Source organism: Sphingopyxis sp. H115 (assembly GCF_001468465.1).
GTDB lineage: Bacteria > Pseudomonadota > Alphaproteobacteria > Sphingomonadales > Sphingomonadaceae > Sphingopyxis.
Genome location: NZ_LNSA01000003.1, coordinates 65,265 through 80,814 on the forward strand (window position 1 = coordinate 65,265; position 15,550 = coordinate 80,814).

At 65.3% G+C, this 15,550-nt stretch carries 16 protein-coding genes and 1 tRNA gene; 8 read left to right on the forward strand and 9 right to left on the reverse strand.

Features of this window, described 5'->3' with window-relative positions:
* Positions 1-63 precede the first annotated feature (63 nt).
* On the forward strand, positions 64-831 hold the full coding sequence (rlmB, locus tag ATE71_RS03255) for a 23S rRNA (guanosine(2251)-2'-O)-methyltransferase RlmB (RefSeq protein ID WP_058802015.1): 768 nt from the start codon (positions 64-66) through the stop codon (positions 829-831).
* A gap of 3 nt (positions 832-834) precedes the next feature.
* Here rlmB and ATE71_RS03260 read toward each other — a convergent pair whose 3' ends face one another.
* Positions 835-1,152, reverse strand: coding sequence for a 2Fe-2S iron-sulfur cluster-binding protein (locus ATE71_RS03260; RefSeq protein ID WP_058802016.1), 318 nt, complete (start codon positions 1,150-1,152; stop codon positions 835-837).
* 102 nt (positions 1,153-1,254) lie between these two features.
* Between ATE71_RS03260 and ATE71_RS03265 the strand changes: the two genes are divergently transcribed.
* The gene (locus ATE71_RS03265) at positions 1,255-1,872 is read left to right on the forward strand and encodes a DNA-3-methyladenine glycosylase family protein (RefSeq protein WP_058802017.1); all 618 of its coding nucleotides are present in this window, start codon (positions 1,255-1,257) and stop codon (positions 1,870-1,872) included.
* Positions 1,873-1,882: 10 nt separating this feature from the next.
* Here ATE71_RS03265 and ATE71_RS03270 read toward each other — a convergent pair whose 3' ends face one another.
* The 3 genes from ATE71_RS03270 to ATE71_RS03280 form a co-directional block, all read right to left on the reverse strand.
* On the reverse strand, positions 1,883-2,641 hold the full coding sequence (locus ATE71_RS03270; protein ID WP_160328002.1) for a DUF4253 domain-containing protein: 759 nt from the start codon (positions 2,639-2,641) through the stop codon (positions 1,883-1,885).
* A gap of 218 nt (positions 2,642-2,859) precedes the next feature.
* Entirely contained in the window at positions 2,860-4,491 is a 1,632-nt protein-coding gene (tig, locus tag ATE71_RS03275) for a trigger factor (RefSeq protein WP_058802165.1), read from the reverse strand.
* A gap of 88 nt (positions 4,492-4,579) precedes the next feature.
* Positions 4,580-4,664 (reverse strand) — tRNA-Leu (locus tag ATE71_RS03280).
* 168 nt (positions 4,665-4,832) lie between these two features.
* Between ATE71_RS03280 and ATE71_RS03285 the strand changes: the two genes are divergently transcribed.
* The 3 genes from ATE71_RS03285 (at position 4,833) to ATE71_RS03295 (ending at position 7,702) form a co-directional block, all read left to right on the forward strand.
* On the forward strand, positions 4,833-5,030 hold the full coding sequence (locus tag ATE71_RS03285; RefSeq protein WP_058802166.1) for a hypothetical protein: 198 nt from the start codon (positions 4,833-4,835) through the stop codon (positions 5,028-5,030).
* Between the two features lie 115 nt (positions 5,031-5,145).
* Positions 5,146-6,843 carry an amidohydrolase gene (locus ATE71_RS03290; RefSeq protein ID WP_058802019.1) on the forward strand — a complete coding sequence of 566 codons (1,698 nt, stop codon included), beginning with the start codon at positions 5,146-5,148 and terminating at the stop codon, positions 6,841-6,843.
* Positions 6,844-6,931: 88 nt separating this feature from the next.
* A complete protein-coding gene (locus tag ATE71_RS03295) occupies positions 6,932-7,702 on the forward strand; it encodes a hypothetical protein (RefSeq protein WP_152998628.1) in 771 nt (256 codons plus the stop codon).
* A gap of 47 nt (positions 7,703-7,749) precedes the next feature.
* Here the strand turns inward: ATE71_RS03295 and gatB are convergent, their stop codons facing one another.
* The 5 genes from gatB to ATE71_RS03320 form a co-directional block, all read right to left on the reverse strand.
* On the reverse strand, positions 7,750-9,216 hold the full coding sequence (gene gatB, locus ATE71_RS03300; protein WP_058802021.1) for an Asp-tRNA(Asn)/Glu-tRNA(Gln) amidotransferase subunit GatB: 1,467 nt from the start codon (positions 9,214-9,216) through the stop codon (positions 7,750-7,752).
* Positions 9,209-9,565 (reverse strand): hypothetical protein, encoded by a 357-nt coding sequence (locus ATE71_RS03305; RefSeq protein WP_058802022.1) that lies wholly within the window; start codon positions 9,563-9,565, stop codon positions 9,209-9,211. The genes gatB and ATE71_RS03305 overlap by 8 nt, the downstream gene beginning before the upstream one ends.
* A gap of 1 nt (position 9,566) precedes the next feature.
* Positions 9,567-11,048, reverse strand: coding sequence for an Asp-tRNA(Asn)/Glu-tRNA(Gln) amidotransferase subunit GatA (gene gatA, locus ATE71_RS03310; RefSeq protein WP_058802023.1), 1,482 nt, complete (start codon positions 11,046-11,048; stop codon positions 9,567-9,569).
* On the reverse strand, positions 11,048-11,350 hold the full coding sequence (gene gatC, locus ATE71_RS03315) for an Asp-tRNA(Asn)/Glu-tRNA(Gln) amidotransferase subunit GatC (RefSeq protein ID WP_058802024.1): 303 nt from the start codon (positions 11,348-11,350) through the stop codon (positions 11,048-11,050). The genes gatA and gatC overlap by 1 nt, the downstream gene beginning before the upstream one ends.
* Before the next feature lie 65 nt (positions 11,351-11,415).
* On the reverse strand, positions 11,416-13,176 hold the full coding sequence (locus ATE71_RS03320) for a DUF4153 domain-containing protein (protein ID WP_058802167.1): 1,761 nt from the start codon (positions 13,174-13,176) through the stop codon (positions 11,416-11,418).
* Between the two features lie 202 nt (positions 13,177-13,378).
* Between ATE71_RS03320 and ATE71_RS03325 the strand changes: the two genes are divergently transcribed.
* From ATE71_RS03325 to ATE71_RS03335, 3 genes are all read left to right on the forward strand, one after another.
* Positions 13,379-14,677, forward strand: coding sequence for a DUF3089 domain-containing protein (locus ATE71_RS03325; protein WP_058802168.1), 1,299 nt, complete (start codon positions 13,379-13,381; stop codon positions 14,675-14,677).
* Between the two features lie 95 nt (positions 14,678-14,772).
* Positions 14,773-15,231 carry a Holliday junction resolvase RuvX gene (ruvX, locus tag ATE71_RS03330; protein ID WP_058802025.1) on the forward strand — a complete coding sequence of 153 codons (459 nt, stop codon included), beginning with the start codon at positions 14,773-14,775 and terminating at the stop codon, positions 15,229-15,231.
* Positions 15,231-15,548 carry a DUF1294 domain-containing protein gene (locus ATE71_RS03335; protein ID WP_058802026.1) on the forward strand — a complete coding sequence of 106 codons (318 nt, stop codon included), beginning with the start codon at positions 15,231-15,233 and terminating at the stop codon, positions 15,546-15,548. Before ruvX ends, ATE71_RS03335 begins: the two co-directional genes overlap by 1 nt.
* The last annotated feature ends 2 nt before the right edge of the window (positions 15,549-15,550 follow it).

Below are 15,550 nucleotides of genomic sequence, written 5' to 3' on the forward strand. Positions count from 1 at the left end.
GGAAGCGGTCCAATGGCGAAACGAGGCTTGCCTGTCAATGCCAGTCATGGGAAAGGCGCGCGCATGAGGCAATTTTCTCGTCACCGTCGCCCCGCCGGCCAGAACCAGCGCGGACAGGCCATCCGTTTCTGGGGCCGCCATGCCGTATTGGCGGCGCTCGCCAACCCCGAACGCACCGTCAAACGCATCTGGGGCACGCGCGAAGCATTGGGCCAGCTCGACCTGCCGCCGGTGATTCCCATTTCCTACGCCGACGTCACCGATCTTGCGCGGCTCGTCGCGCGCGATGCGCCGCATCAGGGGCTGGTGATCGAGGTCGACCCGCTCGAGGGCGTCTATCTCGGCGACCTGTTGCAGGAAGAAAGCGATGCCGACAGCAAGCGCCCGCTGATCGTCCTCGACCAGGTCACCGACCCGCACAATATCGGCGCCGTCCTGCGCTCGGCCGCGGCCTTCGACGCCGCCGCGATCATCACGCAGGACCGCCACAGCCCGCCCGAAAGCGGCGTGATCGCGCGCTCGGCGTCGGGCGCGCTCGAAACCGTGCCGTGGGTGCGCGTCGTCAACCTGTCGCGCGCGCTGGAGGAAATCGCCGAGGCGCAATATTGGCGTATCGGCCTGATGGGCGACACCGAAACAACGCTGGGCGAAACGCTCGACGGCAGCAAGGTCGCGCTGGTGCTCGGCTCCGAAGGCGACGGCATGCGCCACAATGTCATGGAACATTGCGACGTGCTGGCAAAGCTCCCCATCTCGCCGCGGATGGAGAGCCTCAATATCTCGAACGCCGCGGCGATCGCGCTCTACGCGGTCGCGACGGCAGGCCAGTAAGGCTCAATCCTCGGCGGCGATCCGCACGCGGAGGCCGTCGAGCGCATCGCTGAACGGAATCTGGCACGACAGGCGCGATCCTTCGTCGCGGTCGGTGGTCGAATCGAGCAGGTCGTTCTCGTCCTCGCTCATCGCGGGCAGCTGGTCGGTCGCGCCCGCCTCGACATGGACGTGGCAGGTCGCGCACGAACAGCAGCCGCCGCACAGCGCGAGCAGTTCGTCGAAGCCGGCGTCGCGGATATTTTCCATCACCGTCAGGCTGGTGTCGCCCTCGATCTCATGCTCGGTTCCGTCGCGCGTCACGACAATCAGCTTCGCCATGCTAGTCCCCATATCTTTGGTGTCGCTGGCGCTATGTCGCGCGTTGCGCCCCAAATCAAGCGTTGCTAAAGACGGACGCAGGAACAAAAGGAGAATATCGCGATGGGCCTCAGTCAGCAGCAGCTGAACGCGGGAATCGACGCGCTCGCGGCGAGCGACGCCAATTTCGCGCGCGCGCTGGGCCATGCGGGCTATCCCGAACCGCGCATCCGTGCGCCCGGCTACACCACGCTGCTGCGTACCATCGTCGGGCAGCAGGTCAGCGTCGCCGCGGCCAACTCGATCTGGAACAAGCTGGAGGCGCAATTCGGTGAGGGGTGCCCCGCCGAGGTGATCGCGGCGGCCGATTTCGACACGCTGCGCGCCTGCGGCCTGTCGGGGCAGAAACAGGGCTATGCCAAAAGCCTCGCGCAACTGATCCTCGACGGCGACCTCACCTTCGACGCGCTCCCCGCCGACGACGAAGAAGCGATCGCGCTGCTCACACGCGTCAAGGGCATCGGACGCTGGTCGGCCGAAATCTACCTGCTCTTTGCCGAGGGGCGCCCCGACATCTGGCCCGCGGGCGATCTTGCGGTGCAGGAAGCCGTCGGCCGCATCCTCCAATTGGGCGCGCGGCCGAGCGAGAAACAGGCGCGCGAACTGGCCGAACCCTGGCGCCCGCACCGCGGCGCCGCGGCGATCTTCAGCTGGCACTGTTACAATATGGACGTGATCTGACGCGCTTTGGTCAATCCCACCAGAAATACCACCAATCCGAGGTCATTAATCCCGCCGCCAGCGCCGCGATACCTCCAACGCCCTGATCGACGATATCCGAGCAATAGGCATATTGCTCCCGGGCCAAGGCAATCGCTTCGTCGCGATCCGTTGGCCGCCGCTGTACCTTGATGTTCATGACATCGCCGCTGATGCCCACAATCTCGGCACCATAGTTGGTCGCCCAACGCCGCATGGCCGCCACGTGGATCTCGGCGGGCGGACACGCGTTCCACCCGCCCCACTTCAGATAGGCCGGAACGTCCCAGGATCGCGTCGTGGGCAGCAAAAGGATGTGCGCCTGCGGATAGGGCTGGCCGGAGAGTATGTCGTTTGCCACCGTGAACGCGGTTTCGTCGGGCGGGACAGCGGGCCAGTCGCCAAGCTCCGCCACATATTCCTCACCTTCGGGGCCGAGTTCGGGATGCGCCTTTAAATAATCGGCCCAATCGGCTTTCTCTCTGGCGCGCAAATCCCACAAGCTCTTGGGATGTTCCAGCCCCGCGCCCGCCGCGAGGATCGCTTCGACCGGACGATCGTCGAGCTCCAACAGCTGTTCCGCCATTCGGCCAAGATCGTCATCGCCGCCCACGACGACTGGCCAGACATCCTGCCGCGAGAGGCGAAGCGCTTCCCAGCGCGTCAGCGCTTCCGACCCTGGAACCTCGATCCTCTCATAGGGGATTTTACCAATCAATTCGGCGACTTCCGGGCTCCAGCGGGACGACATCGATTGTGCGCTTTCGGCCGCACGCGAGCAGCCGGGTAACAACGCCAAGAGCGCGGCGCCCTGAACCATCAGCGTTCGGCGCGAAAACAGCGGCGGCCCGCTTCCCATCCCGTCTCGACCCATAAACCGAACGTCCCCCGTTAGATTCGACCGCATCGACAAAAAAAGCCGGCAGGAGAAACCCCCTACCGGCTTTTTTGATCGGCGAACAGTTCGCCTTATTTCTTGGCAGCCGCCTTCTTGGCCGGGGCCTTCTTCGCCGGCTCGGCCTTTTCGGCTGCAGCGGCCTTTGCCGGAGCAGCCTTCTTCGCGGCAGCGGGCTTGTCCTCGGCCTTCTTGGCGGGGGCAGCTTCAGCCTTCTTCGCCGGCGCCTTCTTGGGCTCGGCCTCGACCTTTTCTTCCTTGGCCTCTTCCTTCACCGCGTCCTTCTTGGCGGCCGGCTTCTTCGCGGCGGCCTTTTTGGCGGGCTTTGCGTCATGATCATGGTCGTGGCCGCAGCCCGGACCATGGACGTGGCCATCGTCGTCGGCTTCGATCGCGGCTTCCAGTTCCTCGCGGGTGGTTTCGCGATCGCTGATCTCGGCCTTTTCGAACAGGAAGTCGACGACCTTGTCCTCATAGAGCGGCGCGCGCAGCTGGGCCGCGGCGAGCGCGTCCTGCTGCACATATTCGATGAAGCGCTGGCGGTCTTCGGGGCGATACTGCTGCGCGGCCTGCGCGATCAGGCGCTGCATTTCCTGATTCGACACCTGCACGCCATGCGCCTGGCCGATTTCCGAGAGGAGCAGGCCCAGGCGGACGCGGCGCACCGCGATCGCATGATAGTCGTCGCGATCCTTTTCGAGTTCGGCCTTCGCCGCTTCGGGATCTTCCTCGTGGCTGACTTCATGCTCCAGCTGTTGCCAGATCTGGTTGAATTCGGCCTCGACCATCGTCGGCGGCACGTCGAAGTCGTGCGAAGCGGCGAGCTGGTCGAGCAGCTTGCGCTTCATATAGGTGCGCGTCAGGCCGTTATGTTCCTGCTCGACCTGATCCTTCATCAGCTCTTTCAGCTTGTCGAGGCTTTCAAGGCCGAGCGACTTGGCGAAGTCGTCGTCGATCTTCGACGCGGCGGGAACCTTCAGTTCCTTGACCGTGATCGCGAATTCGGCGGGCTTGCCCTTCAGGTTCTCGACCGGATATTCGTCGGGGAAGGTGACCTTCAGCACCTTTTCGTCGCCGACCTTGGTGCCGACCAGCTGGTCCTCGAAGCCGGGGATGAGCTGGCCCGAGCCGATTTCAACCGCCATGTCCTCGCCGGTGCCGCCGTCGAAGGCGACGCCGTCGACGCTGCCGGCGAAGTCGATGATGACCTGGTCGCCGGTCGCGGCCTTCTTGCTCTTCGGCGCTTCCTCGAAGCGCTTCATCTGCGCGGCGAATTCCTCGATCTTGGCCATCACCGCCTTGTCGTCGGCGGGAACGGTGAGTCGTTCGAGCTTCAGGCCTTCGATCGACGGCGCCTCGATTTCGGGCAGCACTTCGAGCGCGACGGTCAGCTCGGCGTCCTTGCCGGCTTCATAATCGTCGGCCAGCGTCACCGCAGGCTGCAGCGCCGGGCGGAGCTTTTCCTTCGCCATCAGGTCGCGGACGCCCTGGTCGATCGCCTTGTTCAGCGCGTCAGCCGACAGCGCGGCGCCGTGCATCTTGCGAATGAGGTTCGGCGGAACCTTGCCGGGGCGGAAACCGGGCATGCGGACGGTCGGGGCGATGCTCTTCACCTCGTCGTCGACGCGCGCGTCGATATCCTTGGCGGTGATCGTGACGCGATATTCGCGCTTCAGGCCTTCGTTCAGCGTTTCGACGGTCTTCATTGCCTTGGTCTTATCCTTGCTCAAAATCTCGTATCCGAACCCCGCCAATATGGCGAAGTTCCTCATGATCCCGGCCTGCATTGCAGAATGGTGCGGGCGAAGGGACTCGAACCCCCACATCTTGCGATACTGGTACCTAAAACCAGCGCGTCTACCAATTCCGCCACGCCCGCAGGTGTCTTTCGGCCGGGTGCACGAAATCGCGCGCTGCCGCGCACGCCCGTGCGGGCCGCGCGGGGCTATAGCAGACGCGTGGCCGAGGGCAAGGGGCACAAGGCGCGATACTCTGCGGGCGGAACATGCTTCGCGTCCGTTCGTTGAACGGGTCAAGGAGAATGATCATGGCGAGCAACCCCGACCCGCTTCCCAAGCCCAAACCCGACACGATCGAACCGCAGTCGCCGCCCGAACAGCCGGTGCAGCCGACCCCGCTCGAAGACCCCGCCGGCCAGCCAGCCGAAGTCCCCGGCCGCCCGGGCGGCGGCGATATCGACGAACCCGGCCGCGGTCCCAGCGAAGTCCCGCCGCAGCAGCTTTGATGGGCCCTTCCCTTCTCGTCATTCCCCGAACGCGGGGGTGACGAAGATTAGGTTGCTCAGCAATGCTTGACCTCTTCCCCAACGCTCAGCACGATGCGTTGCAGGGGAGAGAGACATGAAATTGACCGCCGCCATTGCGTTGCTCGTGGCAACCGCATCGCCCGCCGCCGCGCAGGAAACGACGCTCTACCACGGCGGTCCGATCGTCACGATGGACGGAGACACGCCGCAGGTGGTCGAGGCGGTGGTCACGACCGGCGACCGCATCGCCTTCGCCGGCGCCGAGAAACAGGCGCGCCGGACGGCGGGCAAGGACGCTGCGATCCGCGACCTTCGGGGCGCGACGATGCTCCCCGGCTTCATCGACGCGCATTCGCATTTTGCCGTCGCGCTCCAGATGGCGGGCGGGCTCGACCTTTGGGACAAGGCGCTGCCGCCCGTCACCGACATCGCCGGCCTGCAAGCCGTCGTTCGCGACCATATCGCGCGGCGCGCCATTCCCAAGGGCGGCTGGGTCGTCGTCTGGCAATATAATGAAGAGGCGCTTGCCGATAAACGCCACATCACCCGCGCCGAGCTCGATGCGGTGTCGCCCGACCACAAGATCGTGCTGCTCCACATCTCGCTCCACGGCCTCGTCGCGAACAGCCCCGCGCTCGCCGCGGCGGGCCTGTCTGACGCGAGCCAGCCCGAACCCGGCGGGCTGATGCTGCGCGACGCCGCTGGGCGCCTCAATGGCGTGCTGCTCGAAAAGGCGATGTACCGGCTGCTGCCCGCGCTGCCGCAGCCGACCGCCGAGCAAAAGCTGGCGATGCTCGACGCCGCGCAGGCGCGCTATTTTGCCGAAGGCTATACGCACGCGCAGGACGGCGCGACCCAGCCCGCCGACCTCGCTTTCTTCACGGGCGCCGCCGCGCGCGAACGGCTCAAGATCGATCTCGCCTTGCTGCCGATCTTCACCGGGCTCGACGCGTTGCTCGCCGATCCCGCGCTGCAATTCGGCACGTACGAGGGCCACGTGAAGCGCCAGGGCATCAAATTCATCCTCGACGGCAGCCCGCAGGCGCGCACCGCCTTCTTCACTCGCGACTATGCGCGCGGCGGTCCCGATGGCGCGCATCCCTGGCACGGCCAGCCAATCGTGACGCAGCAGGAGTTCGAAACGCTCGCGCGCAAGGTCAGCGACCGTGGCTGGCAGCTCTTCGTCCACGCCAATGGCGACGCGGCGATCGACATGGCGATCAAGGGCTTCGACGCGCTCGGCATCACCGCCGCCGACGACCGCCGCCCGGTCGTCATCCACTCGCAATTCCAGCGCCGCGACCAGCTCTCAGCCTACCGGCGCATCGGCGTCGGCCCCGCCTATTTTTCGAACCACAGCTGGTATTGGGCCGATGTCCACCGCACCAACTTCCCGGACGAAGTGGTCGATTTCATCAGCCCCTTCGCCTCGGCGCGTGCCGCGGGGCTGATCGCGTCCAACCACAGCGACTATAGCGTCACCCCGCTCGACACGCGCTTCATGCTCTGGACCTCGATGGCGCGCGTCTCGCCCACCGGCGTCGTCAGCGGCGAGAGCGAGCGGCTGGACGCCTATGCCGCGCTACAGGCGCTCACCACCGGCCCCGCGTGGCAGGCGCGCGAGGAAGACCGCAAGGGCCGCATCAAGCCCGGCCTGCTCGCCGACTTCGTCATCCTCGACAAGAACCCGCTGACGACGCCGGTCGACGCGATCAAGGACATCAAGGTTGTGGAAACCATCAAGGAGGGCCGCAGCGTTTGGCGGCAGCCAGCCGGCGCCGCTTCGCAATGATTTTTTCCTTATGTGTCGCCCGGCGACACTTGGTGGCCGAACGGCGGTGCGATAGGGTGCCACTGCTTCAGCAACGGGAGTCACCGCCATGCGTCACGCTTTGCAATTATCGCTTCTTGCCTCCGTCGTCATATCCGTTCCCGCCTTTGCCCAATCGGCGCCCGATGTCGCCGATCTGGTCGGCGCGCGCGGCGCGGGGGGCGAAACCCAGTTGCTCGCACGCGGCTATGAGTCGCGCCATTCGAACACGGTCGGCGACCAACGCTACACCTTCTGGTGGAACCAGCGCACCGGCCGCTGCATCTCGGTGGCGACGATGGACGGGCGCTATTCGGCGATCATCGGCGTTCCGGCCGAAAATTGCCAGGATGGCGGGTCGCGCGGCGGCTATGCGCCCCCCGCCGATCATCACGCGCCGCCCGCCGATCCGGCGTATCGCGACGCCGGTTCGCTCGTCCTCGTCTGCTACGGCGCGGGCAACCGCCCCAGCGTCACCACCGCCCCGCGCTACGACTGGAACAGCTCAAAGCATAAATGGGAATGGGGCAATGATGTCGTCAGCACGACGCAGGGCTTCAACAGCGACGTCCAGGTCGAACTTTACGGCGATCATGGCCGCATCCATCTTGGCCCGAAACTCGTTCCGCCCATTCACTCGGGCGGGCATGAAGGCTGGTGGGACCTCGAAAATCTGATGGTAACGCCCGACCGGATCACCGCGACTTACCGCCTCAACGGCCTCAACAAGCCCAAGGTCGACATCGACCGCCGCTCGGGCCGCATCCAGCTTAAGGGGCAGACCGACTTTTCGGGTCAGTGCGACATCGGAAACTGGGGCGGAGGTCAGCGGCGCTTCTAAAAGGCGAAGCGGCCGGGGGCGACCCCGGCCCGCCACAGCCGCCAGCCTTAGCCGAGGGCCTTTTTCAGCAGTTCGTTGACGACCTGCGGGTTCGCCTTGCCCTGCATCGCCTTCATCGTCTGCCCGACGAAGAATCCGAACAGGGCTTCCTTGCCGCCCTTATACTGCGCGACCTTGTCCTCGTTGGCGGCGAGCACCTTGGCGATCTCGGCCTCGATCGCGCCGGTGTCGCTCGTCTGTTTCAGCCCTTCGCGATCGACGATCGCCGCGGCGCCGTCGCCGGTTTCGAGCATCTTCTCGAACACCGTCTTCGCGATGGTGCCCGAAATCGTGCCGTCGGCGACGAGGCCGAGCAGTTCGCCCGCCTGCGCCGGGGTAACCGGGCAATCCGCGAAGCCCTTGCCGAGCCGGTTGAGCGCGCCGAACAGCTCGCTCGATACCCAGTTCGCCGCCGCAGCCGGCTTCGCGCCGGTCTCGAGCAGCGTGTCGAACCACAGCGCGCTCTCGACCTCGGCCGTCAGCACGTCGGCGTTATACGCCGAAATGCCTTCGCTCAGATAGCGCGCGCGCTTGGCGTCGGGCAGTTCGGGCAAGCTGTCGCGGCACTCGGCGAGGAACGCGTCGTCGAGTTCGAGCGGCAACAGGTCGGGATCGGGGAAGTAGCGGTAATCATGCGCGTCTTCCTTCGAGCGCATCGAGCGCGTCTCGTTGCGGTCGGGATCATAAAGCCGCGTTTCCTGCACCACCGTGCCGCCGCTCTCGATCAGTTCGACCTGGCGTTTCGCCTCGCCCTCGATCACCGCCATCACGAAGCGCACCGAATTGACGTTCTTCGTCTCGGTGCGCGTCCCGAATTCGTCGCCGGGCTTGCGCACCGACACGTTGACGTCGGCGCGCATCGAGCCTTCTTCCATATTGCCGTCGCACGACCCGACATAACGCAGGATCGAGCGCAGCTTGCGCACATAGGCGCCGGCTTCCGCAGGCGAGCGCATGTCGGGGCGCGAGACAATCTCCATCAGCGCAACGCCCGAGCGGTTCAGGTCGACATAGGACATCGTCGGATGCTGGTCGTGCATCAGCTTGCCGGCATCCTGCTCGACATGGATACGCTCGATCCCGATCACCTTGTCCGCCGGAATCCCCGCCTTCTCATCGGCCGCGATCGTCAGCGAACCTTCGCCGACAAGCGGATGATAAAGCTGCGAAATCTGATAGCCCTGCGGCAGGTCGGCATAGAAATAATTCTTGCGGTCGAAGCGCGACCATTTGTTGATCTGCGCCTCGATCGCCATGCCGGTGCGTACCGCCTGCCGGATGCACTCGCGGTTCGGCACCGGCAGCATCCCCGGCATCGCGGCGTCGACCAGCGACACCTGCGTGTTCGGCTCCGCCCCGAACGCCGTCGCGGCGCCCGAAAACAGCTTGGCGTTGGAGGTGACCTGCGCATGGACCTCAAGGCCGATCACGACCTCCCACTCGCCGGTTTCGCCCTTGATGCGATAATCAGTCATAGAATCTGTTCTTCTCTTTCGCCCACGCTGGAAGTCGCCAGAGTTTGCCAGCGTCCTTCTTTTCAGCGGACAAATTGCCTTCGTTAAACCAAATCAGAACGGCGAGAGCAGCGACGGTCCCTACTATCGCTAGCCACCAACCCTCTAATCCGAACCACTCTTTGCAAGCCAGCGGCACTCCAACCAATGCAACTACGGCCGAAATGCTCCGAACGATTCCCCAAGCAGCATTTAGTGCAAACTTGTCTCGTTGATCGATTGCTTCGTTCAACGCCTCAAAGTGATCTTCGAGACGTCGTTCCAATTGATCTAATCGGTACTTGATCTCTAAGATCTCATTTTCGGCCATCTTACCACCACTTCTCCGCCCGCGCCGTAAACCCGGCCCGCTCCTCAATCGCCAGCCCGGCGTTCAGCACGCCCTGCTCGTCGAAGGCCTTGCCGATGATCTGCAGCCCCAGCGGCAGCCCTTCGCGGTTCAGCGCTGCGGGCACCGACATCGCGGGCAGCCCGGCGAGGCTCGCGGGCACCGCGAACACGTCATTGAGGTACATCGCCAGCGGATCGGCCATCTTCTCACCCAGCCCGAACGCCGCCGACGGCGCGGTCGGCGCGAGGATGACATCGCAGCTTGCGAACGCCTGTTCGAAATCGCGCGCGATCAGCGTCCGCACCTTCTGCGCCTGCGTATAATAGGCGTCGTAAAAGCCCGCCGACAGCACATAGGTGCCGATCATGATGCGGCGCTTGACCTCGGGCCCGAAACCGTCGGCGCGCGTCGCGGCGTACATGTCCTGCAACCCCGCCCCCTGCGGCAGGTCGCGGAGCCCGTAACGCACGCCGTCATAGCGCGCGAGGTTCGACGACGCCTCGGCGGGCGCGATGATATAATAGGCGGGCAGCGCATATTTGGTGTGCGGCAGGCTGATCTCGACCACGTTCGCGCCCGCATCCTTCAGCATCGCAATGCCCGCGTCCCACATCGCGTCGATGTCGGGATCGATGCCTTCGAGGCGATATTCCTTGGGAATACCGACCGTCTTGCCCTTGAGATCGCTCGACAAAGCCGCTTCCCAATTGGGCACCGCCAGATCGAGGCTGGTCGCGTCCTTCGGATCGAAGCCCGCCATATTTTCGAGCATGATCGCGCAGTCGCGCACGTCGCGCGCCATCGGCCCCGCCTGGTCGAGCGAGCTGGCGAACGCCACGATGCCCCAGCGCGAGCAGCGGCCATAGGTCGGCTTGATCCCCGAAATGCCGGTGAAGGCCGCGGGCTGGCGGATCGAGCCGCCGGTGTCGGTCCCCGTCGCCGCGGGGCACAGCCGCGCCGCGATCGCCGACGACGACCCGCCCGACGATCCGCCCGGCGCGAGCGCGGCATTGCCACCGTCCTTGCGCCGCCACGGCGAAATCACATTGCCGAAATAGCTCGTCTCGTTCGACGACCCCATCGCGAACTGGTCGAGGTTGAGCTTGCCGAGCATGCCGCAGCCCGCGTCCCACAGTTTCTGCGAAACGGTGGACTCGTACCGCGGCACGAAACCTTCGAGCATATGGCTCGCCGCGGTCGTCTGCACGCCATTGGTGCAGAACAGGTCCTTCATCCCGATCGGCACGCCCGACAAGGGTTTCAGCGTCCCCGCCGCGCGATCGGCGTCGGCCGCTTTCGCAGCGGCGATCGCATGCTCGGGCGTCTCGACGATGAACGCATTGAGCGCCTTGGCGCCCGCGACATTGGCGTTGAACGCCTCGGCGACCTCGACGGCGCTGAAATCGCCCGCGCGGTGCCCGTCGCGGATCTGTGCGACGGTCAGATTGGTAAGCTCGGTCATTATTCGATTACCTTGGGGACGCCAAAGAATCCGTGCTGCGGCGCGGGTGCATTGGCGAGAATATCGTCGCGGCGGTTGCCGCCGGTCAGCGGGTCGGCGTCGACGATATCGTCGCGCAGCCGCAGCTTGTTCGGGATCACCGCGGTCATCGGCTCGACCCCGGTCACATCGACCTCGCCGAGTTGTTCGACCCAGCCCAAGATGCCGTTGAGTTCGCCTTCCATCGCGGCGGCTTCGGCATCGCTGATCGCGATGCGCGCCAGCGACGCTATTTTCCTCACTGTTGCCTGATCGATTGCCATTGATTCCTGCCTTTGCGGGAGAAGAGGCGCCGCTAGCACCCTGCCCCGCGCGCTTCAAGCGGCGGCTATTCGAAACTGCCCGATTGCGCCACGCCGTCGACCGTTATCCGGCGCTGTGACACCGTTTCAACCTCGATGCGCGCTTTCGACAAGTCGACCGCTGGCTTTTGCCCGGCCGCCGCAACAGTGCGGTCGCCAACCACCCACTGTCCCGCGTCATTTTGCGTCACGAAATCGACGTTCAGCGACTCGCCCGGCGCCGTCTGCCCCAGCACGCCGAGCCGCCGGTCGTCGAGCCATACCGCAACGCAGGCTTTCGCGCGGCTGCACATATAGCTGCCCGCGATGCGATCGATCGCCTCAGTCGGCAACGCACGGTCCGCCGGGACGACCCGCAGCCGCTCGGCAAAAGGCTTCAGCAAGGTCGGACCGCGCGGCCCCAACAGATCCCAGCGATTCTTCGCCGCCAGTGCCGCCGTCGCTGCGTCCGCGCGTGCCTTTTCGGGCGAGCGCGCTAGCACCGCCAGCGCCGCGCGCCCGCTCGGCCCGAAATCGAACGCCATCGCCGCCCAGTCGAACTTTTCGGGCTTGGTCGTCCCTGCATTGAGCCGCGCAAGCTGGTCGCGCGTCGAGATTGCGCCGAAATCGACGATCGGCAGCGCGAGGAACAGCGCTAGCAACATCAATGCGATCGCCAGCTTCTGCTGCAAGGGCCGCAACCAATCGTCGAAATCGCGCCGCCCGCGCACCACGGCCCACAGCCCCGCAAGCCCATAGGCCAGCGCAATCATCGCCGCGATCACGCCCCAGATGCGCTCGGGCGTCCAGCCATATTGGTCGATCCGCAGCATCATCGAATAAAGCGCGATGATCGCGAGCGGCAGCACCGCGACCGCCAGCACCGGCGCCGCCCAGCGTAGCGCGGGGTTCGTCGCGCGGTCGTCGCTACCGTTGCCGATCACTGCATTGGCGAGCAGCACCGCAAAGGCCGCCACCGCCATCATCAGCGCCGCGGTCGAAAAGCCCGAATCCCACAGCTTTTGCAGGCCCGTTCCCGCAAGCGAGACGAGGAACAGCACGAGGGCGACCGCCAGCACGGGCGCGAGCACCGCGAGAACGATCATCACCAGCCGTTGAAGCGTGGCAACGAGCTTGTCGCGCTCGCGCAGCAGGCCGACCGCGCCGCCGAACGCCGCGCCCGCGAGCATCCATCCGAACCATTCGTCGTTCAAAAGGTCGTAGATCAGGTTGATCCCGATCAGCTTGAACATCTGCCCGATCAGCACGATTAGCAGGAAGGTAATCCCCACGAACGCGAGACTCGCTGCGCCGATCACCGCGTCGGTCCACGCATGGCTGTGGAGCCGCTCGTAGGGCATCGCCCACAGCTTCCAGAACCGCCAATCGGGCGCAACGTCGCGCCGCGTCTGGAACAAGGGGGTCGCGACCAGAACCGCGAGAACCCCCGACCAGAAGGGCCATTCGATGGGGATTCCATCGACATTGGATGTTGCCGACTGCCATCCTATCAGCGCCAGAATGCCGCCCCATAACAACGCAAAGCTCGCGGCCCATCGCCAGCGCCGCAGCTCAACCCCGAGCACAAAGGCAATCGACGAGACAGAAACAAATGTTGCCCCCGCTATTTGCCAGCGCTCGAATGGATGCAGCCAAGGGCGCTTCGTCACCTGATAGTAAATAAGCCCCGCCAGCGCACAGATCGCCGCCATGATCCACGGGCGCAGCGGCCATGGCGGATCGCTGTCGTCGAGGCGTGCGGCAAGGCGGGACGAATCGGAGGCGGCAGGTGCCTTGGCGTCGGTCATGGGCGCAATCTGGGCTTGTTTCATGCGCGCGGGCAAGCCAAAGCTGCGCGCCATTACGGGAACCAACGCCCGTTGTCGTTCGTGTCGAGCGAAGTCGAGACACCCGTCGAGGCAAACTATAGCCGAGGGGCATCTCGACTTCGCTTGATGCGAACGGATAAAGATACCCGAAACGATTTCTTTCTCCCCCATGGAGCCCCATTTGGCCCGCAAATTCCTTTACTTCATCGCCGCGATCATCCTCCTCGTCCTCGCCGCCGGGGTCGTGTACCAACTGTTCCCCGGCTGGATCGCGCGCACCGCCTTCGTGCCCAGCACCGAGTTCAAGCCGCAGGCCGCGATCGCGCCCAATGCCTATGACGATCCCAAGATGTGGTTCGCGCGGCCGGGGATGGAACAGGATCCCTCGGCGTGGCGCCCCGCCGCCGACGGCAGCGAAACCCCGGGCACCGAGCTGCCGGGCGAGAAAGCCGCCGCGCCGCTGATCCCGCCCGCCAAGGCCGCGCAAGCGGCGACGGAAACGTCCTTCCGCAAAGGCGACGCCGCAGTCTTCTTTGTCCACCCGACCAGCTATTACAGCCGCTCGAGTTGGAACGCCCCGCTCGAGGACCGCGATTCGGACCACCGCGCCAATTTGTTCGTGCAGGGCATGGCGAGCGCCTTTGCCGACGCGGGCGAAATCTGGGCGCCGCGCTACCGGCAGGCGACGCTTGGCGCCTTCCTCGCCGAAGACCGCGTCACCGCGGGCAAGGCGATCGATTCGGCTTACCGCGACGTCGAGGAGGCGTTCGACGCCTTCCTCGCCGGCATCCCCAAGGACAAGCCGATCATCCTCGCGGGGCACAGCCAGGGCGCGCTCCACCTCACTACCCTGCTCAAGACGCGGATCGCGAGCACGCCGCTCGCGAAGCGCATCGTCGCGGCCTATGTCGTCGGCTGGCCGATCAGCCTCGACACCGATATCGCCGGCCTCGGCCTGCCCGCGTGCCAGACCCCCGAGCAAAAAGGCTGCATTCTCGGCTGGGCGACCTTCGCCGATCCCGCCGATCCGGTGATGGTCACCGACGCCTATGATGGCACGATCGGCTTCGATGGCCGCCCGCGCGCCGGGACCCGCATGCTCTGCACCAATCCGCTCACCGGCATCCCCGACACCGAAGCGCCGGCGGAGGCGAATATCGGCACGCTGAAACCCACCGAAGGCTTCAAGTCGGGCGCGCTGATCGCGGGCAAGATCGGCGCCAAATGCGACGATACGCGCGGTTTCCTGATGATCGGCGATGCCGACGTGGCGAAAAATTACGTCGTCGCGGGCTATGTGCTCCCCGGCAATAATTACCATGTCTACGACATCACCCTCTTCTGGGCGAATGTCCGCGCCGATGCGCTGCGGCGGTTGGCGACTTACGAAGGCAAGCCGTCGCCGGTGCCGCCGCCTGCCGCGCCGGTTGCTCCGCCGACGCCTTCGACGGCCCCACCCGCTGCGGCACCGAAAACCTGATTCCGTTCGCATCGAGCGAAGTCGAGATGCCCGTCGTTTGCGCCCGCCTTCACGGTGTCTCGACTTCGCTCGACACGAACGGCTAGGGAGGGCGCATGATCACCACCGCCGCCCCCGATTTCGCTGCAAACTTCCCGGCCGGCGGGCGTCTGATGGGCCTCGACGTGGGCACCAAAACGATCGGTGTCGCCTTTTGCGACACGAACTGGAGCTTCGCGACCCCCGACAAGACGATCGTCCGCAAGAAATTCTCGGTCGATCTCGAAACGCTGAAGACCCTCGTCGCCCAGCACAATATCGTCGGCCTCGTCGTCGGCCTGCCGCTCAGCATGGACGGCAGCGACAGCCCGCGCACCCAAAGCACGCGCGCCTTCGCGCGCAATCTCGCCCCGCTCGGCCTGCCCCTGCTGCTCTGGGACGAACGCTGGTCGACCGCCGCGGTCGAGCGCGCGATGATCGCCGCCGACGTCAGCCGCGCCAAACGCGCCGAACGCGTCGACAGCGCCGCCGCGGCGTTCATCCTGCAAGGCGCGATCGACGCCCTCACCCGCTAATGACGGAATATGTCGTCTACTGGCTGATCGCGGCGAACCTGGTCGCTTTCGTGCTGATGGTGCTCGACAAGCACAAGGCAGAGGCCGGCGCCCGGCGCATTCCCGAGGCGACGCTGCTGCTCTGGGCGTTCCTCGGCGGGGCGTTCGGCACCGTCCTCGCCGCACGCCTCGTCCGTCACAAGACGCGCAAGCAACCTTTCGCGACCTGGATGCTGATCTGGCTCTGGTTCGACATCGCCCTGCTCCTGCTCTGGGCGACCGGAATATTGCAGTCGTGGCTTGCCTCGGCGCTTGCGTATTTGGACGGCGCAACCTAAAC